The following is an 18,437-nucleotide window of genomic DNA, read 5'->3' on the forward strand; positions in this document are numbered from 1 at the left end:
GCCATGACCGTCGTCGGATCGGTCGCGGCGAACTTCACCCGCGACCTCGATCAGAACTACGCGCTCATCGCCGCGCTGGCCGAGGAGGCCCGCGAGAAGCGGGTCGAGTTCCTCGTCCTGCCCGAGGCCGCGATCGGCGGCTACCTCTCCTCCCTCGGCAATCACGGCGACACGGTCAAGACGACCACCCGCTCGATGCCCCCGGCGATCGCGCTGGACGGGCCGGAGCTGCGCCGGGTGCAGGAGATCGCCGGCGACCTGCTGGTCGCGATCGGCTTCTGCGAGCTCGACGCGGACGGCGAGACCCGCTACAACGCGGCCGCCCTGCTCGACGGCGGGCAGATCTACGGCAGCTACCGCAAGGTGCACCAGCCGCTCGGCGAGCACATGTCGTACTCGCCCGGGCCCGGCTACTCGGTCTTCGAGACGCCGGTCGGCCGGGTCGGGCTGCAGATCTGCTACGACAAGGCCTTCCCGGAGGCGGCCCGCTCGATGGCGCTGGACGGGGCGGAGATCATCGCCTCGCTCTCGGCCTGGCCTGCCGCCCGGACGGCGACGGCGGAGAACCTGCAGGAGGACCGCTGGACCTACCGCTTCAACCAGTTCGACATCGCGCGGGCCCTGGACAACCAGGTGTTCTGGCTGGCGTCGAACCAGTCCGGCACCTTCGGGTCGCTGCGCTACGTGGGCAACGCGAAGGTCGTCGATCCGGGCGGCAACATCCTCGCGACGACGCTGCTCGGCTCGGGCATGGCGGTCGCCGACATCGACGTGCGCGGCACCTTCGAGGCGATGCGCGGCGGGATGTTCCACCTCCGCGACCGCCGGCCGGACGCCTACGACATCGACCGCGTCTGGAGCGGAGGGCTGGTCCATGCCTGAGATGACCTTCCACGTCCGCTGGCCGGACGGTGTCGAGGAGCGCTGCTACTCGCCGAGCCTGGTGATGCACGACTACCTCGCCGAGGGCGAGAGCTATCCGCTCGAGGACTTCGTCGGGCGCTCGACCGAGGCGCTGCGGCTGGCGAGCGAGCGGGTGCGCGCGAAGTTCGGCTTCGCCTGCACCTCCGCGCTGCAGCAGGAGTCGGAGATCCTCGCGGCCGCCGCGCGCTTCGACGGCGGGCGGGTGCGGGTGCTGGCGATGGATCCGCCGCTCCCTCCGTCCTCCGCCCCCGCGTCCGCGCAGGGGGCCCGCGCATGACCGCGCTCGAGAACGGCCGGCACCTCCCGGTCGCCGTGATCGGCGCCGGCCAGGCCGGGCTGTCGATCAGCCGCCTGCTCACCGACCAGGGCGTCGAGCACCTCGTGATCGAGCGCGACACGATCGCGCACGACTGGATCGACCGCCGCTGGGACAACTTCACGCTCGTCACGCCGAACTGGCAGTGCCGGCTGCCGGGCTACCCCTACGACGGCGACGACCCCGACGGCTTCATGACCCGCGCCGAGGTGCACGCCTGGGTGCGGCGCTATGCGGAGTCGTTCGACGCTCCCGTCGCCGAGGACACCGAGGTGCTCCGGATGCGCGAGAGCGCGGACGGGGCGTTCGAGATCGTCACCTCGCGCGGCACGATCACCGCCGATCAGGTCGTCGTCGCCACCGGCGGCTACCACCGGCCGGTGCTGCCGGCGGTCGCGCACCGCATCCCCGACTCGATCGTGCAGCTGCACTCCGCCGACTACCGCTCCGCCGCGGCGCTGCCCGAGGGCGGCGTGCTCGTGGTCGGCTCCGGCCAGTCCGGCGCGCAGATCGCGGAGGACCTCTTCCTCGAGGGACGCGACGTGCACCTGGCGCTGGGAACGGCCCCGCGGGTCGCCCGGTTCTACCGCGGCCGTGACTGCGTCGCCTGGCTCGCCGACATGGGCGTCTACGATGTTCCGGTGCACGCGCAGGTGGGCGGGCTGTCCAAGCGGGAGTCGACCAACCACTACGTCACCGGGCGCGGCGGCGGCCGCGACATCGACCTGCGGGCGTTCGCGCGCGACGGGATGACGCTCTACGGCCGGCTGCAGCAGGTCGACGGCGGGTCGCTCCGCTTCGCGCCGACGGCCGAGGCGTCGCTCGACTACGCGGACTCGGTCGCCGAGTCGATCAAGAACGACATCGACGCCTACATCGAGCGCTCGGGTGTATCGGCGCCGACCGAGGCCCGGTACGCGCCGGTCTGGCGGCCGGAGCGCGAGATCGAGGAGCTGGATCTGGCGGCCGCCGGGATCACGAGCATCGTCTGGGCGGTCGGCTTCCGCTCCGACTACTCCTGGATGCAGATCGGCGTCTTCGACGGCGCCGGGCACCCCACCCACCGGCGCGGCGCGACCGCGGTGCCCGGGCTGCACTTCCTCGGGCTGCCGTGGCTGAACACCTGGGGCTCCGGGCGCTTCGAGGCGATCGCGCGCGACGCGGAGCACGTGGCGGAGCAGCTGCTCGGCGGCGCGCGGATGGACCGGCTCGAGGGCGCCGCGGTACGGTGACGGCCACGCGCTCGGCCCGAGCGCACCGCTCTGCCGCGCGGGGCGGAGGAGAGCGGAGGCTCTCCCTCCGCCCCGGCGCACCGGCCGCCTGCAGAGGGCGGGAGAGAAGGACCATGTCGACGATCACGATGGCCGCGGTCGCGGCGCACTTCGGCCGCGACATCGAGCGCACCCTCGTCAAGCTGCCCGGCATGATCGCGAGCGCGCAGGAGCGCGGGATCGACCTGCTGGTGCTGCCGGACGCGACCCTCGGCGGCTACCTCCTCGACATGCACCACCCCGGCCCCGACGACCTGCCGCAGGCCGTGGAGGTGGACGGGCCGGAGGTCGCGGCCGTCGCGGCGATGGCGGGGGACACCACGGTGTGCTTCGGCATCGCGGAGCGCGCGCTGGAGGGCGGCGAGGTGCGGCGCTACAACTCGGCGGTCTGCGTGCAGGGCGGTGAGGTGATCGGGACGCACCGCAAGGTGCACCTGCCGCTGGGCGAGTCCGAGGCGTACGCCGCAGGCGACTCCTTCCGCTCGTTCGACTCGGCCGTGGGGCGGATCGGGATGATGATCGACTTCGACAAGACATTCCCGGAGTCGGCCCGCTCGCTCGCCCTCGACGGGGCGGAGATCCTGTGCTGCCTCAGCGCCTGGCCCGCGAGCGTGACCGACCGGTCGGACCGGATCCGGAACGACCGCCAGGCGCACCTCTTCGACCTCTACGACTGCGCGCGTGCCGCGGAGAACCAGGTCTACCTGGTCTCCTCGAACCAGACCGGGGTGCTCGGCGGGCTGCGCTTCCTCGGGCAGGCGAAGGTCGTGGACCCGGCCGGCGAGATCCTCGCGAAGACCTGGGCGAAGGGCGGGCTGGCGGTCGCGACCGACGACGTCTCGACCTCCGTCGCCCGCGCCCGCCGCAGCATGGACCACCTGCGCGACCGCGCCGAGCACGCGTACCACCGCGCGGCTCCCACCGTCTGAACCCGGGGCCGCCCGTCCGACCGGTGCCGCCCGTGGGCGCCGCCCCGCCTGAAGGAGACCCCGTGCGGATCGCGCAGCTGACCTACTCCACGAAGCCCCGCGGCGGCGTGGTGCACACGCTCGCGCTCTCAGAGGCGCTGGCCCGGCGCGGGCACGAGGTGACCGTCTGGACGCTCGGCCGCGGCGGCGACTCCGCCTTCTTCCGCGCGGTCGACCCCGCGGTGGCCGTCCGGGTGGTGCCGTTCGCGGCGCGCGACGGGGAGGACGTCGGCGACCGGATCGTCCGCTCGCTCGACGCGTTGGCCGTCGCGCTCGGCGACGACAGGGAGGAGTGGGACGTCGTGCACGCGCAGGACTGCATCTCGGCCAACGCCGCGCTCGACGCGGGCTTCGCGGGGGCCAACGGGCTGCTCCGCACGGTGCACCATCTCGACGCCTTCACGACGCCGGCGCTGATCGCCTGCCACGAGCGCGCGATCACCGGGCCGGCCGGTCTGCTCGCGGTGTCGCGGGCGGTCGCCGACGAGGTGGCGGCGGGCTGGGGGCGGGCTCCGGCGGTGATCCCGAACGGCGTCGACGCCGCGCGGTTCGCGGCCGCGACCGGCGGTGCCGCGGCGGGGGAGTGGCGGGCCGAGCTCGGCCGCTACGTGCTCGCGCTCGGCGGCATCGAGCCGCGGAAGGGCAGCATCGACCTGCTGGAGGCGTTCGCGGGGCTGGCTCCGGGGACCGCGCTCGTCTTCGGCGGCGGGGAGACGCTGTTCGACTACCGGGGCTACCGCGAGGAGTTCGAGCGCCGGGCGGCGGAGCTGGGCGTCGTGCCGGTGGTGCTCGGCACGGTGCCGGAGGAGCGGCTCGCGGCGCTCGTCGCCGGTGCGGCGGTCCTCGGCTTCGTCTCGACCAAGGAGGGCTTCGGGCTGGCGGCGATGGAGGCGCTCGCCGCGGGGGTGCCGGTCGTCGCACGCGATCTGCCGGTGCTGCGAGAGGTGTTCGGGGAGACGGTGGCGTACGGGAGCGACGTGGCGGGGATCCGGGCGGCGCTCGCCGCGGCGCTCGCGGGGGAGGCGCCGGAGCCCGGGTCCGGGCGGGAGCTGGCGTTCTCGCACTCGTGGGACGACGTCGCGGCGAGCCACGAGGCGCTGTACCTCTCTCACGTCGGCGGCAGCTGATGCGGCGGTCGTTCTCGCGCTGCTTCTCGGCGCTCGCCGAGCGGGACCCCGAGCGCGTCGTGGTCGTCGCCGACGACGCGACCCTCACCGCGGGCGCCCTGGACCGGGCCTCGAACCGGCTCGCGCGCGCCTACGCGGCGCGGGGCGTCACTCCGGACTCGCTCGTCGCGGTCTCGCTGCCCAACAGCGCCGAGCTGGTGCTGGCCTGCGCGGCGATCTGGAAGGCGGGCGCGACGCCGCAGCCGCTCTCGCGCGGGCTGTCGGCTCGGGAGCTCGCCGAGGTCGGCGCGCTCGGGCGGCCGTCGCTGAGCATCGGCGTGGAGCTGGAGGGCGTGCCCTTCGTACCCGCGGGCTTCGCGCCCGACCCCGCGCTGCCGGACGACGCGCTGCCGGATCTCTGGGCCTCGTCCTGGAAGGCGCCCGCCTCCTCCGGCAGCACCGGGCGACCGAAGATCGTGCTCGCGGCGGCGCCCGCGCTGATGGATCCGACGCAGCCGGTCGCGGCGTTCCTGCCGCGGGAGGGGGTGCAGCTCGTGGCCGGGCCGCTCACCCACTCCGCGACCTTCACCTACGCCTTCCGCGGGCTGCTGACCGGGCAGCGGCTGGTGATCCTGCCGCGCTTCGACGAGGCGCGGGTGCTCGCGGCGATCGCGGAGCACCGGGTGACCTGGGCGCTGCTGGTGCCGACGATGATCCACCGGCTGCTGCGCGCGCCCGGGCACCGGGACGCGGATGTGTCGTCACTCGAGACGGTGCTGCACCTCGGCTCGCCGTGCCCGCCCGCGGACAAGCGCGCGCTCATCGACTGGATCGGTGCCGAGCGGGTCGTCGAGGTCTACGCCGGGAGCGAGTCGAACGGGCTGACGATGATCCGCGGCGACGAGTGGCTGGAGCGGCCGGGGAGCGTCGGCCGGCCGATCGGCGGGACGGAGCTGCGGGTGCTGCGGCCGGACGGGTCGGAGTGTGCGGCCGGTGAGCCCGGGCTCGTGCAGCTGCGCCGCGGCGAGCCGACCTACCGCTACCTCGGCGGGGAGTCGAAGCGGACCGACGACGGCTGGGACACCCTCGGCGACCTCGGCTCGGTCGACGCCGACGGCTTCCTGACGGTGCTCGACCGGGCGGACGACCTGATCCTGCGGGGCGGCGTGAACATCTACCCGGCCGAGATCGAGCGCGTCCTGGAGGAGCACCCGGCGGTGCGCGGCGCGGTCGCCTTCGGCGTCGCTGACGCCGAGCTCGGCCAGGCGATCGAGGCGGTCGTCGACATCGCGGACGCCGCCGTGACGGAGGAGGAGCTGCTCGCCTTCGCGCGCGAGCACCTCGGCTCGCGGGCACCGCGGGCTCTGCGACTCCAGCGGACCCCGCTGCGCGACGACGCGGGCAAGATCCGCCGGGCGGCGCTCGCCGGCGACTGAGCTCCGAGAGCAACGCGGCGGTGCCCCTCCCTGCATGCTGGTCGAGTAGCCCCGGAGGGGCGTATCGAGACCCGCCGTGATCAGCAGGGCGGATCTGCAGACTCCTGTTCTGACGCTGGTGGATCTCGATGCGCCCGCTGCGCGGGCTACTCGATCAGCATGACCCGACCATGCTGGTCGAGTAGCCCCGGAGGGGCGTATCGAGACCCGCCGTGATCAGCAGGGCGGGTCTGCGGACTCCTGTTCTGACGGTGGTGGATCTCGATACGCCCGCTGTGCGGGCTACTCGATCAGCATGACCCGTCCATGCTGGTCGAGTAGCCCCGGAGGGGCGTATCGAGACCCACCGTGATCAGCAGGGCGGGTCGAAGGGCTTCTCGGTTCGCTGCGATGCTCCCGCACCGGTCGCCGACGGTTTCGGATCGCCTCCGACGGGGAAGAGGAGGAGTGCCCCTTCCCCGGAGCCGCCGCGCGCGACTCCGCCCCACCGAGAGGAACGCCCGTGGTCGCCATCGCCCCGCTCCGAGACCGCTTCGACGGAGTCGAGAGGATCGCCGTGCTGCGCGGCGGCGGACTCGGCGACCTGCTGTTCGCGCTGCCCGCCGTGGACGCGCTCGCCGCCGCCTACCCGGGCGCCGAGATCGTGCTGCTCGGCACTCCGGCGCACCGCGTGCTGCTGCAGGGCGTGGAGTCGCCGGTGAGCGACGTCGAGATCCTGCCGGTGGCGCAGGGCGTCCGCGACGGCGAGGGCGAGGACCCGCGGGTCGTCGAGGACTTCACCGAGCGGATGCGCGCGCGCCGCTTCGATCTCGCGGTGCAGCTGCACGGCGGCGGCCGCTTCTCCAACCCGTTCCTGCAGCGCCTCGGCGCGCGGCACACGATCGGCTCGCGCACCGACGACGCGGCCGAGCTGGAGCGCACCATCCCCTACGTCTACTACCAGCACGAGATGCTGCGGGCGCTCGAGATCGTCGGGCTCGCGGGGGCCCCGGCCGTCCGGCTCGAGGCGTCGCTGCAGGTCGACCCGGAGCGCCGCGACCGCCTCGCCGCGGCTCTGCCCGCCGGGGGGCCGCTGGTGCTGATCCACCCGGGCGCGACCGACGTCCGGCGCCGCTGGAGCTCCGCGAACTTCGCCGAGGTGGCCCGCGCGCTGCTGGCCGACGGCGCGCGCGTGCTCGTCGTGGGCGACGCCTCCGACGCGCCCGCCGCGGAGGCGATCGTCGCGGGCGCTCCGGGCGCGGTGTCCTGGGCCGGCACGGTCGAGCTCCCGGATCTCGGTCCGCTGCTCTCGCTCGCCGACCTCGTGCTCGGCAACGACAGCGGCCCGCGGCACCTCGCGGCGGCGGTCGGCGCGCCCACGGTCGGCGTCTTCTGGGTCGGCAACGCCATCAACGCCCAGCCCCTCGGCCGCCAGCGCCACCGCGTCCAGCTGAGCTGGACCGTCCGCTGCCCGATCTGCGGCATCGACGTCACCCAGGTCGGCTGGACCGCCCCGCGCTGCGAGCACGAGCTGTCCTTCGTCGACGACGTCCCCGTCGCCCGGGTCCTCGAGGACGTCCGCGGCGTCCTGGCCTCCACCCGCTGACGACGCCCGGCCCTGCCCCCAATCGCGAGATGCCACTCGAGTACGCGACACGCCGAGGCGTGCGTACTCAAGTGGCATCTCGCGGAGCCCCGACGGGGGCGTCAGCTCACGGCCAGGAGGGCTCCTCCTCGTGGGTGATGACGAGCTCGCGGACCTCGCAGCCGCGGGGCTGGCCGAGGACGAACATCACGGCGTTGGCGACGTTCTCCGGGTCGTTGAGGAGCGCGTCGGGGCCCGGCTTGTACTGGGCGTCGCGGTCGTCGAAGAAGCGGGTCTTCATGCCGGAGGGGATCAGCGTGGTGACGCCGATCTCGCCCTTGGTCTCGGCCGTGAGCGCCCGCGTGAAGCCGAGCACGCCGAACTTCGACGCGCAGTAGGCGGTCGCGTCCGAGACGGCCTTGATCGCGAGCGAGGACGCGACGGTGACGACGCGGCCGTGGGTCTCGGTGAGGAACGGCAGCGCCGCGCGGACGACGGCCGCGGTGCCGAGCAGGTTGACCGAGATCACGCGCTCCCACTCCTCCGGCTCGACGTCGACGAGGCGGCCGCAGCGGTCGATGCCGGCCGCGGTCACGACGGCGTCGAGTCCGCCGTGCTCGCGGGCGATCTCGACGACGGCCTTCTCGGCCTCGCGCGTCTTGGCGACGTCCACCTGGTAGGCGGCGACGCCCTCCTGCACGTTCGACACGTCGCGGTCGAGGACGATCGGGGTGCCGCCCGCGGCCGTGACGGCGGCGGCGACGGCGGCTCCGAGTCCGGAGGCGCCTCCGGTGATCAGGACGCGGCCGATGGGGGTGGGGGTGGTGGTCATGGGTGTCCCTTCCAGGATCCTCGTCGTCGGCGGGGCCGACGTGGTGGGGCGGCGGTCGGCGAGGCCGGCCGGGTCTGCGGTGGTCGGCCGGAGCCGACGCGGTCAGCCGACGCGCGCGAGCGCGGCGGCGAGATGGGTGGTCGAGCGGCCCGCGTGGTACGGCACCGTCAGGACGCGGCCGCCCCACTCGGCGACCGTGGCGGTCTCGGGCAGCGATTCGGCGGAGTAGTCGCCGCCCTTCACCCAGACGTCCGGGCGGATGCGGCGCAGCGCCTCGTCGGGGGTGTCCTCGCCGAAGACGAGCACCGCGTCGACGCACTCGAGCGCGAGCAGCAGGTCGACCCGGTCGTCCTCGGGGATGATCGGCCGGGCCGGTCCCTTGAGCCGGCGGACGGAGTCGTCGGAGTTGAGGCAGACGATCAGGCAGTCGCCGAGCGCCCGGGCGGCCGAGAGCGTGCGCGCGTGGCCGGCGTGCAGCAGGTCGAAGCAGCCGCCGGTCGCGACCACGGTGCCGCCGGCGCCGCGGACGGCCTCGGCGACGCGCAGCGCGTCCACTCCCGACGCCCCGTGCAGGGCGGCGGTGTCGGCGGGAGCGCCGAGGGAGGAGACGCCGCCCGCGAGCAGGTAGGCCCCGGCCGCGGCGACGGCCGCGCCGACCGCCTCGGAGGGGCTGGCCCCGCCGGCCAGCGCGACGGCGGCGGAGGCGGCGAAGCGGTCGCCCGCCCCGCAGGGATCGGTCGGCGGCACCGCGGCGGCCGGGTGCACCACCGGGACGCCGGCACCGCGCGAGCGGACCAGAGCACCGCCGGAGCCCATCGTCACGGCGACCGCGCCGCAGCCCCAGCGCTCGAGCAGCGTCGTCGCGGCGGTCTCGGCGAGGGTGACGCCGCGGCCCGAGGCCCCGGAGAAGCCGGTCGCCTCGCCCAGGTTCGGCGTCGCGAGCGTCGTCCCGGCGACGGGCTCGGTCCCGCGCGGATGCGGATCCCAGACCAGCGGCACGGTGAGAGCGTCGAGGGCGGCGCGGAGCGAGGCGTCCTCGGTGAGCCGGCGGCCGTAGTCCGCGACGACGACCGCGTCGACCTCGCCGAGTGCGGCGAGCATCTCCTCGGTCACGGTCGGCACCGGCGGGCGCTCGCAGCCGCGGTCGAAGCGGACGACCGCCTGGCCGGAGGCGGCGACGCGCGTCTTCACGGGCGTCGGCGCGCCGGAGGGCCCGGCGACCACTCGGACGCCGTCGAGGGCGGCGAGCAGCTCGGCCGCATCGGGATCTGCGGCGTCGGCCAGCGCCGTCACCAGCACGACCTCGTGGCCGTCGCGCACCAGCATCCGCGCGACCAGCCCGGCACCGCCGGCGCGCACCCCGCGGGTCGACACGTCGACCACCGGCACCGGCGCGTCGGGGCTCAGCCTCTCGGCCGGCCCGGAGAGGTCGACGTCGAGCATCACGTCGCCGACCACGGCGATCCGCATGCGGCTCACGCGGCCGCCCCCGTCCGCACCCGGATCCGGTGCTCGAAGGCCCGGCAGAGCGCGTGCACCAGCACGAGCTGCGCCTCCTGCACGTTCGAGCCGTGGCCCTCGAGCGCGATCGACTCGTCGCAGGCCTCGGTCAGCGGGTTGGGCCCGTCGCCGGTGAGCGCCCAGGTGCGGGCGCCGGCCGCGCGGGCCGCCTCGGCCGCGTGCAGCAGGTTGGCGCTGCGGCCGCTGGTCGAGAGCAGCACGACGACGTCGCCGCTGCGGGCGTGCGCGGTGACCTGGCGGGCGAAGACGTGGTCGAAGCCGTAGTCGTTGCCGATCGCGGTGAGGCTCGAGGTCTCGGAGTGCAGCGAGATCGCGGAGAAGGGGATGCGGTCGCCGTCGAAGCGGCCGACCAGCTCGGCGGTGAGGTGCTGCGCCTCCGCGGCCGAGCCGCCGTTGCCGGCCGCGAGCAGCCGGGCGCCGGTGTGCAGGCGGTCCGCCAGCTCGACGCCCCAGGCGACGATCCGGTCGGAGTGTCGCTCGAGCTGCGCGACGACGTCGAGCGCGCGGGCGACGTGGTCGTCGACGAGGCGCCGGGCGGCGTCCGTGGGGGTGTCGGACGGCGTGTCCGTCGGGGTGTCCAGAACGGTGTCGATGCTCATCTGCGCGGGGCCGCCTTCCGGGGGGTGGAGGAGAGGGAGGTGCGAGCGGTGCCGCTCCTGGCGGCATCGCCGTCGCCGAGTCCGGCGAGGGTGGTCAGGTAGGCGCGCTCGGTGTCCGCGGCGACGCGGTCCCAGGAGTAGCGGGACTCGACGCGGGCGCGGCCGGCGGCTCCGTAGGCGCGGGCGCGCTCGGGGTCGGCGATCAGCGCGGCGAGGGCCTCGGCGAGGGCGGCGGGGTCGCGCGGCGGCACGTGCACGCCGGTGACGTCCTCGACGACCGTGTCGATCAGCCCGCCGACGGAGGAGGCGACCACCGGCACGCCGCAGGCCATCGCCTCCAGCGGGGTGATGCCGAACGGCTCGTACCAGGGCGCGCAGATCACGATGTCGGCGGAGCGGAGCATCGCCGGCATCTCGGTCTGCGAGAGCTGGCCGGCGAAGACCACGCGGTCGGCGACTCCGAGGCCCTCGGCGACTCCGTGCAGGCGCTGGTATTCCGGGTCGGCGATGAGCGCGTCGCCCGAGCCGGAGCCGCCGACGACGACCAGCTCGGCGTCGCAGCCGTCGGCGACCAGGCGGGCGAGCGCCTCGATCGCGTGGCCCATGCCCTTGCGGGGCACGAGGCGGCCGATGCTCATCAACCGGACGCGCCCGGTGCGCTCGGCGACCGGTCCGTCGGGCGTGAAGCGCTCGAGGTCCACGCCGCAGGGCACCACCGAGATGCTCGAGGTGGGCACGCCGAGGCCCTTCAGCTCGAAGGCCTCGTCGGAGCAGGTGGCGACGACGCCGTCCGCCCGCTGGCCGACGCCGGGCTCGAGCCAGGCGCGCTCCTCGGGGCTGGTGTCGAGCGCACCCTGCTGGCGGCGCTTCACCACGCCGAGCGCGTGGAAGGTGTGGAAGACGGGCACGCGGCGCCCGGTGGCGCGCTCCACCCGCTCGGAGGCGTCGAGCGCGGCGACCCCGGACATCCAGAAGTGGCTGTGCACCAGGTCGGGGCGGGAGTCGAGCCAGTCGTTCGCGAGGTCGACGGCGAAGTCGCCCATGAACGGCAGCAGCTCGTCCTTGGAGACCTTGGCGGCCGGGCCCGCGTCGATGTGCACGACCTCGACGCCGGAGGTGAAGGGCACCCGGCGGGGGAGCGACGCGTCGTCGCGCCGGGTGTAGACGGTGACGCGGTGGCCGCGGCGCGCGAGCGCGTCGGCGAGGGCCGCGACGTGCACGTTCTGGCCGCCGGCGTCCACGCCGCCGAGCGTCGCCAGCGGGCTGGCGTGCTCGGAGACCATCGCGATCGAGAGGGGACGGGGGGTGCTCATCGGGTGCTCCCTTCGCGGGTTCCGGCGGTGGAGAGGGTGCGCGGGGCGGCGGCGAGGTCGCCGAGCAGCTCGTCCCAGTCGCGGTGGAAGCGGCCGAGGCTGTAGCGCGCGAGCGCGGCCTCGCGGGCGACCGCACCGGCGACGGCGGCCCGCTCCGGGTCCTCCATCAGCTCTCGGGCGGCCGCGGCGAGCGCGTCGAGGTCGTTGGAGATCGCGCCGGCCTCGGGCGGCACCGCGCGGCCGGCCTCGGTGGTCTCGAGCGCGACGACCGGCATCCCCAGGTGCATCGCCTCGAGCAGCGCCAGGCCGAGCGAGGTCCAGCGGAACGGGTGCAGGTAGACCCGGCGTCGAGCCAGCTCCGCGTGCATCGCGCCGGTCTTCACGTCGCCGAGCACGTCGAGGCGGTCGGCGGGCAGCCCGGGCGTGCCGACGAGGCCCTCGGTCTTCATCCCGAAGACGTCGAGCGGCGCGACCGCGGCGAAGCGCGGCAGGAGGTCGGTGCCGGTCACCCGCTGCCGGCGCACCGGCTCGTTGATGACGACGCCGAAGCGCGCGAGTTCGCCGGTGTAGAGGGGGCCGGGGTCGTTGATCCCGTGCTCGATCACCGTGGTGCGGGTCGATCCGGTGTCCCACATCAGCGCGTTGAAGTGCGTGACGTGCACGAGGAGGAGGTCGTCGCGATCGGCGAGCGGGTGGCGGTTGTCGGGCACGTCGCCGCGGGGCGTGTTGTGCTCGACGTAGACCGCCGGGATCTCGCGGCCGAGCCGGCGGCCGAGCAGGCGCTCCGCCTCGGCGAGCTCGTCGGGCCGCTGGAGGAGCACGACGTCGACGTCGGCGTCGCGCAGCTCCTCCGGTGCGATCTCGATCGTGTTCGGCCAGTCGCGGCCGCCGGTGCCGAGGCCCCAGCCGTCGCGGGCGGGAGTGGTGGGCAGCAGGTACTCGTGGTCGCCGCGGACGAACGCGTCCGCCCAGCCGCCGTGCACGTGCCAGAGCAGGATCCTCATGCGAGCGCCTCCGAGGGTGTCGTGGTGGATGTCGTGGAGTCGCGCCGCGGGAGCGCACGGAGTCGGTGGGCGGCGGCGACCGCCTCCTCGGCGCTCACTCCCGTGAGGCAGGGGTGACCGGGGACGGGGCAGACGCGGGCGCGCGAGCCGGCGCAGGCGGCCTGCTGGTCGCCGAGCAGCTCGACCGGGACGCCGTACGGCGCCCAGCGGATCGCCGGGACGACGGGCGCGAACAGACTGACCACCGGCGTGCCGACGGCCGCGGCCAGGTGCGCCGGTCCGGTGTTGCCGCTGATGACGACCTCGGCGCGGGCGAGCACCTCGGCCGCACCGGCGAAGTCGGTCGCGCCGCCGAGGTCGATGCCGCGGCTGCCGGCGACCTGCGCGGTGAGCGCGCGCTCGCCGGGGCCGCCGGTGACGGCGACCGCGACTCCGGAGTCCGCGAGCAGCTCGACCGCGCGCGCCGCGTTCTCGGCGGGCCAGGCCCGCGCGGGTACCGCGGCGCCGGGATGCACGACCACGTACGGTCCGACGCCCTCGAGCACGGCGGGGAGGACGCCTTCGCGGTTCACCCGCAGCAGCCCGTCGTCGCCCTCGGGCAGCGCGAAGCCCGCCGCCGCCGCGATGGCGAGCGCGCGCTCCGGCTCGGGCTGGTCCTCCTCGAGCGTCTCGCCCGGTACCAGCCGGACATCGAGCAGCGCGCCGGCGAAGTCGACCGAGGCGCCGGAGATCCGCGCGACGCCCGACAGGCGCAGCAGCAGCGCCAGCGGCAGCGGCGACTGGTGGAAGGAGGTGAGGATCACGGCCTCGTCCGGAGCGAACTCCTCGACGATCGACCGCAGCTCCGCCACGAGGGCGGAGTCGACCGGGCGCGAGGCGTCGCCGATCCACGGGCAGGACCAGGTGCGCACGGCCACAGGCCCCGGCAGCAGCGCCGCGGCGGGCGCGCCCTGCGGTCCCGCGAGCAGCAGCACCTCGGCGTCGGCCGCGATCGCGCGGACGGCCGGTCCGCAGAGCAGCACGTCGCCGGCGCTGTCCAGGCGCGCCACCAGCACGCGGCGGGTCATTCGGCGTCCTCGTCCGGCTGCATCGCCAGCAGCAGCTCGACGGCCTCGAGGAGCGTCGCCGCGCGCAGCGGTGCGGCGGCCACCTCCTCGGCCCGGGTGATCGGGGTGGGCACGAGCACGCCGCGGGCGCCCGCGGCAGCGGCCGCGCCGACGTCCGCGCCGATGTCGCCGATCACCGCGAGGGAGCCGGCGGGCAGCCCGAGGGTCCGCGCGGCGTCGAGCACCATGCCTGGCGCGGGCTTGCGGCAGGCGCAGCCGTCCTCGGGGCCGTGCGGGCAGAGCATCCAGGCGTCGAAGCCGCCGAACAGCTCGTCCACCCGGCGGTTCACGGCGTCGGCCTGCGCGCGGTCGATGATGCCGCGGGCGATGCCGGACTGGTTCGTGACGACGCCGAGCTTCAGTCCCGCCTCGCGGGCCCGCTCGACCGCGTCCAGCGCGGTGGGCATCGGCTCGACCAGCGCCGGGTCGCCGTTGTAGGGCACGTCGACCACGAGCGTCGCGTCGCGGTCGAAGAGGATTCCGCGCAGCCGCGCAGCGCGCGGGGCGGGGGCGTCCTCCGCGGTGCGGTGCGCGGAGCCCGGCTGGATCGAGTCGTTCACCTCTCCCTCGTACCCCCCTCCTCCGGGTTCCAAACGCGGGGGAGGAGAAGTGGTCCGCTCGGGCGCGTCGGAGCCGCGGGGCCGCCCGCTCGAGATCCGCGCGTCTGAGGTCGCCGGAGCGGGGTACGGGACCTCCGACAGGAAGGAGGCGCCGTGCGCGCTCTCACCGACCCGGATGGAACCCCGGAGATCCTCGCCCTGCGAGCCCTCAAGCTCGGCGACATCCTCGTGGCCGTCCCCGCCCTCAAGGCGCTGCGCCGCGGCTTCCCCGAGCACCGGCTGATCCTCGCGACCACGCCCTGGCTGGAGCCGATCGTCGACCTCATCGACGGCCTCGACGCCCTCGTGCCGACCCTGCGCGGGCTGGACGATCCGCTGCCGGTCGCGCCCGGTCGCATCGAGCTCGCCGTCAACCTGCACGGCAACGGCCCGGAGTCCCGCGACGCCCTGATCGCGCTCGAGCCCGAGCGCCGCCTCGAGTTCCGCGTCCCCGCCCTCGACCCCGACGCGAGCCACGACGACCCGCGCCCGCTCTGGATCGACGGCGAGCTGGAGCGCGCGCGCTGGGCCCGCCTGGTCAACTCCATCGGTCTCGACGCCGACCCCGAGGACGTCGGCATCGCCGTCCCGGCCGTGCCCGCGCCCGTCGACGGCGCCGCGATCGTGCACATCGGCGCGTTCTACGGCTCGCGCGAGTGGCCGGAGGAGCGATTCGCCGCGGTCGCGCGGTCGCTGGCCGCCGAGGGGCACCGCGTCGTCTACACCGGAGGCGCGAACGAGGCCGACCGCGCCCGCCGCGTCGCCGAGCTGGCCGGAACGGGCGAGGTGCTCGCCGGCGCGATCGATCTGAGTGGATTCGCCGCGGTCGTCGCCGCGGCGGAGGTGCTCGTCACGGTCGACACCGGTGCCGCGCACCTGGCGTCCGCCTACGGCATCCCGTCGGTCGTGATCTTCGGACCGGCGCCGCCCGAGGCCTGGGGCCCGCCGGTCAGCGGACCGCACGTCGTGCTGACCGACGCGTCGCTGCGCCGCGGCGACGTCTTCTCCTCCGAGCCCGATCCGGCGCTCCTCGCGGTGCGGACCGAGCACGTCCTCGACGCGCTCGCCACCCTGCCCTCGCGCGCCGACGCGCACCTCAGGCGGTCCGCAGCCGCGCCGCAGGGTGGACGGGCGTGACGGTCGCGACCCCGTTCCGGGGCGCCTTCGGCTGATGACTGCGCGACGGGGCGCCGAGGCGGTCGGCGAGCTGCGCGAGGATCCGGCGCTGCAGCCGCGAGACCTGCATCTGCGTGGTGCCGAGCGCGTCGGCGATCTGCTGCTGCGTCATCTCCTCGACGAAGCGCATCCGGAGCAGCTCGCGCTGGCCGTTCTCGAGCTCGGCGAGCGCCCGGGCCAGGCCGTGCCGGCGGTCGATCGCCGCGAGGTCCTCGTCCTCCCCGCCGATCGTCTCGGCCAGCCGGACGCCGGTCTCGCCGATGGTCTCGTCGAGGGAGAGCGGATGCCCGGCCGCGCGCGCGTCGGCGACCTCGGCCGGCTCGACGCCGAGCCGCGCGGCGATCTCCCGATCGCTCGGGTGGCGGCCGAGCTCCTGCGCGAGCTCGTCGGCGACGACGGCCGAGCGGCGGTGCAGCTCCTGCACGCCGCGGGGCGGGCGGATCATCCAGCCGAGGTCGCGCAGGTGGCGCTTGAGCTCGCCGGTGATGGTGGGCACCGCGAAGGCGGCGAAGCTGTCGCCGCGCTCCGGCGTGAAGCGGCGGGCGGCCTTGACCAGCCCCACGTAGGCGACCTGGCGGAGGTCCGCGCGGTCGCCGCCGGCGCGGGACACCCGGTTCGCCATCGCCTCGGCCAGCCCGAGGTGGTCGAGCACGATGCGCTCCCGGATCCGGGCGCCCTCGGCGTCGTCGGCGGTCGCCGCCGCCTGGAAGAGCGAGAGGGTGCGGGCGTCCTTCTCCTCGCGCGGCGAGGCGGGCTCGCTCGGCGAGTCGGTCGCAGGGGCGAGCGCTGAGAGGGCGGTGTCGAGAACGACCGTGCTCATCGGGACCCCTTTCCGGGCATGCTGGCGCGTCCGGGGCGGCAGGATGCGACGCGCTCGTCGTCGAGCGGCCCCGGGGGAGAAGCAGTAGCCACAGGCCACCACTGCTCCTCCCGTTCGAGAAGTCCGTTGACTCGGAGCACTGCTTCGCGCTAAGAGCTCCGCCCGCCCCGGCCGCTTCGCACCCTGCCGCTGCGACCTCCGGCTCGCGATTCCCCCCTCGGCTCGCCGAATCCCCGGATTCCCGCGTGCCCGACCGGATTCCGCGAGCCCGAGGTCGGCCCGAGCCCGCCCGTGTCCAGTACCGGCGCCCCTCCCCGCCCCGCCGCTAGAATCGCCCCGTATGTCTGAGCTCACCCCGCCCTCCGATCGCGCCCACGACGCGCACCCGTTCACGATCGCGTCCGGGAGCGACGTCCGCGTCCGCTTCTGCCCGTCCCCGACCGGGACGCCGCACGTCGGCCTCATCCGCACCGCCCTGTTCAACTGGGCCTACGCGCGGCACACCGGAGGCACCTTCGTCTTCCGGATCGAGGACACCGACGCGGCCCGCGACAGCGAGGAGAGCTACGAGCAGCTCATCGACGCGCTCCGCTGGCTGAAGCTCGACTGGGACGAGGGCGTGGGCGTCGGGGGCCCGCACGGCCCGTACCGGCAGTCCGAGCGCAGCGACGTCTACACCGACGTCATCCAGCGCCTGCTCGCCTCCGGCCACCTCTACGAGAGCTACTCGAACGCCGAGGAGATCGACGCGCGCAACGAGGCGGCCGGCCGCGCCAAGCAGCACGGCTACGACAACTTCGACCGCGACCTCACCGAGGAGCAGCGCGCCGCCTTCCGCGCCGAGGGCCGGAGCCCGGCGCTGCGCCTGCGCGTCCCGGACGCCGACCTCTCCTTCGACGACCTCGTCCGCGGCGAGATCACCTTCCCGGCCGGCTCCTTCAGCGACTTCGTCGTCGTCCGCCCCAACGGCCAGCCGCTCTACACGCTGGTGAACCCGGTCGACGACGCGCTGATGCAGATCACCCACGTCCTCCGCGGCGAGGACATCCTGCCCTCCACCGCGCGGCAGATCGCGCTGTACCACGCGCTGATCGACATCGGACTGACGACCTTCGTCCCGCGCTTCGGCCACCTCCCCTACGTGATGGGCGAGGGCAACAAGAAGCTCTCCAAGCGCGACCCCTCCGCCAACCTCTTCCACCACCGCGACCGCGGCTTCATCCCCGAGGGCCTGGTCAACTACCTGGCCCTGCTCGGCTGGTCGCTCACCCACGACCGCGACGTCTTCTCGATCGACGAGATGATCGCCGCCTTCGACGTCGCCGACGTGAACCCCAACCCCGCGCGCTTCGACCTCAAGAAGGCCGAGTCGATCAACGGCGACCACATCCGCCTGCTCGCGGTCGACGACTTCACCGAGCGGACGATCCCCTACCTGATCGCCGCCGGCGTGCTCGAGACCGAGCCGACCGCAGACCAGCGCGCCGTCCTCGACGCCGCCGCCCCGCTCGTCCAGGAGCGCATCGGCCTGCTCGGCGAGGCGCCCGGCATGCTCGGCTTCCTCTTCACCACGGCCGACGCCCTGTCGTACGACGAGGACGCGCTGAAGGGCCTGCCCGCGAACGCCGGCGAGGTCCTCGCCGCGTCGATCGGCGCCCTCGAGCTCGTGCCCGAGGGGGAGTGGCTGACCGCCTCGATCCAGGAGGCGCTCGCCGGCGCGCTGATCGAGGGCCTCGGCCTCAAGCCCCGCATCGCCTACGGGCCGCTGCGCACCGCGATCTCGGGCCGCCGCGTCTCGCCGCCGCTGTTCGAGTCGATGGAGATCCTCGGCAAGTCCGAGTCGATCGCCCGCCTCGCCCGCCTCGCCGACACCCGGAGCTGA

17 protein-coding genes are annotated in these 18,437 nt (G+C 74.9%); 9 read left to right on the forward strand and 8 right to left on the reverse strand.

Annotation, left to right across the window (positions count from 1 at the left end; all coding sequences use genetic code 11):
• Window positions 1-3: 3 nt before the first annotated feature.
• The 7 genes from EDF17_RS17600 (at window position 4) to EDF17_RS17630 (ending at window position 7,606) form a co-directional block, all read left to right on the forward strand.
• The gene (locus EDF17_RS17600) at window positions 4-882 is read left to right on the forward strand and encodes a carbon-nitrogen hydrolase family protein (protein ID WP_123447958.1); all 879 of its coding nucleotides are present in this window, start codon (window positions 4-6) and stop codon (window positions 880-882) included.
• Window positions 875-1,201, forward strand: a complete 327-nt coding sequence (locus EDF17_RS17605; RefSeq protein WP_123447957.1) for an MSMEG_0570 family nitrogen starvation response protein — start codon at window positions 875-877, stop codon at window positions 1,199-1,201. Before EDF17_RS17600 ends, EDF17_RS17605 begins: the two co-directional genes overlap by 8 nt.
• The gene (locus EDF17_RS17610; RefSeq protein WP_123447956.1) at window positions 1,198-2,472 is read left to right on the forward strand and encodes an MSMEG_0569 family flavin-dependent oxidoreductase; all 1,275 of its coding nucleotides are present in this window, start codon (window positions 1,198-1,200) and stop codon (window positions 2,470-2,472) included. The genes EDF17_RS17605 and EDF17_RS17610 overlap by 4 nt, the downstream gene beginning before the upstream one ends.
• A 113-nt stretch (window positions 2,473-2,585) precedes the next feature.
• Complete coding sequence (locus EDF17_RS17615) at window positions 2,586-3,440, forward strand: carbon-nitrogen hydrolase family protein (protein ID WP_123447955.1); 855 nt, start codon at window positions 2,586-2,588, stop codon at window positions 3,438-3,440.
• Between the two features lie 62 nt (window positions 3,441-3,502).
• Window positions 3,503-4,606: an MSMEG_0565 family glycosyltransferase gene (locus EDF17_RS17620; RefSeq protein WP_123447954.1), complete on the forward strand. Its 1,104-nt coding sequence runs from the start codon at window positions 3,503-3,505 to the stop codon at window positions 4,604-4,606.
• A complete protein-coding gene (locus EDF17_RS17625; protein ID WP_123447953.1) occupies window positions 4,606-6,021 on the forward strand; it encodes an AMP-binding protein in 1,416 nt (471 codons plus the stop codon). Before EDF17_RS17620 ends, EDF17_RS17625 begins: the two co-directional genes overlap by 1 nt.
• 502 nt (window positions 6,022-6,523) lie before the next feature.
• A complete protein-coding gene (locus EDF17_RS17630) occupies window positions 6,524-7,606 on the forward strand; it encodes a glycosyltransferase family 9 protein (RefSeq protein WP_123447952.1) in 1,083 nt (360 codons plus the stop codon).
• A 106-nt stretch (window positions 7,607-7,712) separates the two neighbouring features.
• Here EDF17_RS17630 and EDF17_RS17635 read toward each other — a convergent pair whose 3' ends face one another.
• From EDF17_RS17635 to EDF17_RS17665, 7 genes are all read right to left on the reverse strand, one after another.
• A complete protein-coding gene (locus tag EDF17_RS17635; RefSeq protein WP_123447951.1) occupies window positions 7,713-8,417 on the reverse strand; it encodes an SDR family oxidoreductase in 705 nt (234 codons plus the stop codon).
• A 102-nt stretch (window positions 8,418-8,519) separates the two neighbouring features.
• Entirely contained in the window at window positions 8,520-9,887 is a 1,368-nt protein-coding gene (locus EDF17_RS17640) for a PfkB family carbohydrate kinase (protein ID WP_123447950.1), read from the reverse strand.
• Between the two features lie 5 nt (window positions 9,888-9,892).
• Window positions 9,893-10,537 (reverse strand): SIS domain-containing protein, encoded by a 645-nt coding sequence (locus tag EDF17_RS17645; protein ID WP_123447949.1) that lies wholly within the window; start codon window positions 10,535-10,537, stop codon window positions 9,893-9,895.
• Window positions 10,534-11,850 carry a glycosyltransferase gene (locus EDF17_RS17650; protein ID WP_123447948.1) on the reverse strand — a complete coding sequence of 439 codons (1,317 nt, stop codon included), beginning with the start codon at window positions 11,848-11,850 and terminating at the stop codon, window positions 10,534-10,536. The genes EDF17_RS17645 and EDF17_RS17650 overlap by 4 nt, the downstream gene beginning before the upstream one ends.
• Window positions 11,847-12,854, reverse strand: coding sequence for a glycosyltransferase (locus EDF17_RS17655; RefSeq protein WP_123447947.1), 1,008 nt, complete (start codon window positions 12,852-12,854; stop codon window positions 11,847-11,849). Before EDF17_RS17655 ends, EDF17_RS17650 begins: the two co-directional genes overlap by 4 nt.
• On the reverse strand, window positions 12,851-13,921 hold the full coding sequence (locus tag EDF17_RS17660) for a glycosyltransferase family 9 protein (RefSeq protein WP_123447946.1): 1,071 nt from the start codon (window positions 13,919-13,921) through the stop codon (window positions 12,851-12,853). Before EDF17_RS17660 ends, EDF17_RS17655 begins: the two co-directional genes overlap by 4 nt.
• Window positions 13,918-14,520 carry an HAD family hydrolase gene (locus tag EDF17_RS17665; RefSeq protein WP_311316448.1) on the reverse strand — a complete coding sequence of 201 codons (603 nt, stop codon included), beginning with the start codon at window positions 14,518-14,520 and terminating at the stop codon, window positions 13,918-13,920. The genes EDF17_RS17660 and EDF17_RS17665 overlap by 4 nt, the downstream gene beginning before the upstream one ends.
• Before the next feature lie 153 nt (window positions 14,521-14,673).
• On the opposite strand from EDF17_RS17665, the gene EDF17_RS17670 reads away from it, so the two are divergent.
• Window positions 14,674-15,696: a glycosyltransferase family 9 protein gene (locus EDF17_RS17670; RefSeq protein WP_123447945.1), complete on the forward strand. Its 1,023-nt coding sequence runs from the start codon at window positions 14,674-14,676 to the stop codon at window positions 15,694-15,696.
• Here EDF17_RS17670 and EDF17_RS17675 read toward each other — a convergent pair.
• Entirely contained in the window at window positions 15,656-16,555 is a 900-nt protein-coding gene (locus tag EDF17_RS17675) for a sigma-70 family RNA polymerase sigma factor (protein ID WP_166649732.1), read from the reverse strand. The genes EDF17_RS17670 and EDF17_RS17675 overlap by 41 nt on opposite strands.
• A gap of 340 nt (window positions 16,556-16,895) precedes the next feature.
• Between EDF17_RS17675 and gltX the strand changes: the two genes are divergently transcribed.
• Window positions 16,896-18,437, forward strand: coding sequence for a glutamate--tRNA ligase (gltX, locus tag EDF17_RS17680; RefSeq protein WP_123447943.1), 1,542 nt, complete (start codon window positions 16,896-16,898; stop codon window positions 18,435-18,437).

This window comes from Rathayibacter sp. PhB1 (assembly GCF_004362935.1).
Lineage (GTDB): Bacteria > Actinomycetota > Actinomycetes > Actinomycetales > Microbacteriaceae > Rathayibacter > Rathayibacter festucae.

Coding starts and splice junctions, on each gene's coding strand:
- EDF17_RS17600 (WP_123447958.1), top strand. CDS start 4: ATGACCGTCGTCGGATCGGTCGCGGCGAACTTCACCCGCGACCTCGAT.
- EDF17_RS17605 (WP_123447957.1), top strand. CDS start 875: ATGCCTGAGATGACCTTCCACGTCCGCTGGCCGGACGGTGTCGAGGAG.
- EDF17_RS17610 (WP_123447956.1), top strand. CDS start 1,198: ATGACCGCGCTCGAGAACGGCCGGCACCTCCCGGTCGCCGTGATCGGC.
- EDF17_RS17615 (WP_123447955.1), top strand. CDS start 2,586: ATGTCGACGATCACGATGGCCGCGGTCGCGGCGCACTTCGGCCGCGAC.
- EDF17_RS17625 (WP_123447953.1), top strand. CDS start 4,606: ATGCGGCGGTCGTTCTCGCGCTGCTTCTCGGCGCTCGCCGAGCGGGAC.
- EDF17_RS17635 (WP_123447951.1), bottom strand. CDS start 8,417: ATGACCACCACCCCCACCCCCATCGGCCGCGTCCTGATCACCGGAGGC.
- EDF17_RS17640 (WP_123447950.1), bottom strand. CDS start 9,887: ATGCGGATCGCCGTGGTCGGCGACGTGATGCTCGACGTCGACCTCTCC.
- EDF17_RS17645 (WP_123447949.1), bottom strand. CDS start 10,537: ATGAGCATCGACACCGTTCTGGACACCCCGACGGACACGCCGTCCGAC.
- EDF17_RS17650 (WP_123447948.1), bottom strand. CDS start 11,850: ATGAGCACCCCCCGTCCCCTCTCGATCGCGATGGTCTCCGAGCACGCC.
- EDF17_RS17655 (WP_123447947.1), bottom strand. CDS start 12,854: ATGAGGATCCTGCTCTGGCACGTGCACGGCGGCTGGGCGGACGCGTTC.
- EDF17_RS17660 (WP_123447946.1), bottom strand. CDS start 13,921: ATGACCCGCCGCGTGCTGGTGGCGCGCCTGGACAGCGCCGGCGACGTG.
- EDF17_RS17675 (WP_166649732.1), bottom strand. CDS start 16,555: ATGAGCACGGTCGTTCTCGACACCGCCCTCTCAGCGCTCGCCCCTGCG.
- gltX (WP_123447943.1), top strand. CDS start 16,896: ATGTCTGAGCTCACCCCGCCCTCCGATCGCGCCCACGACGCGCACCCG.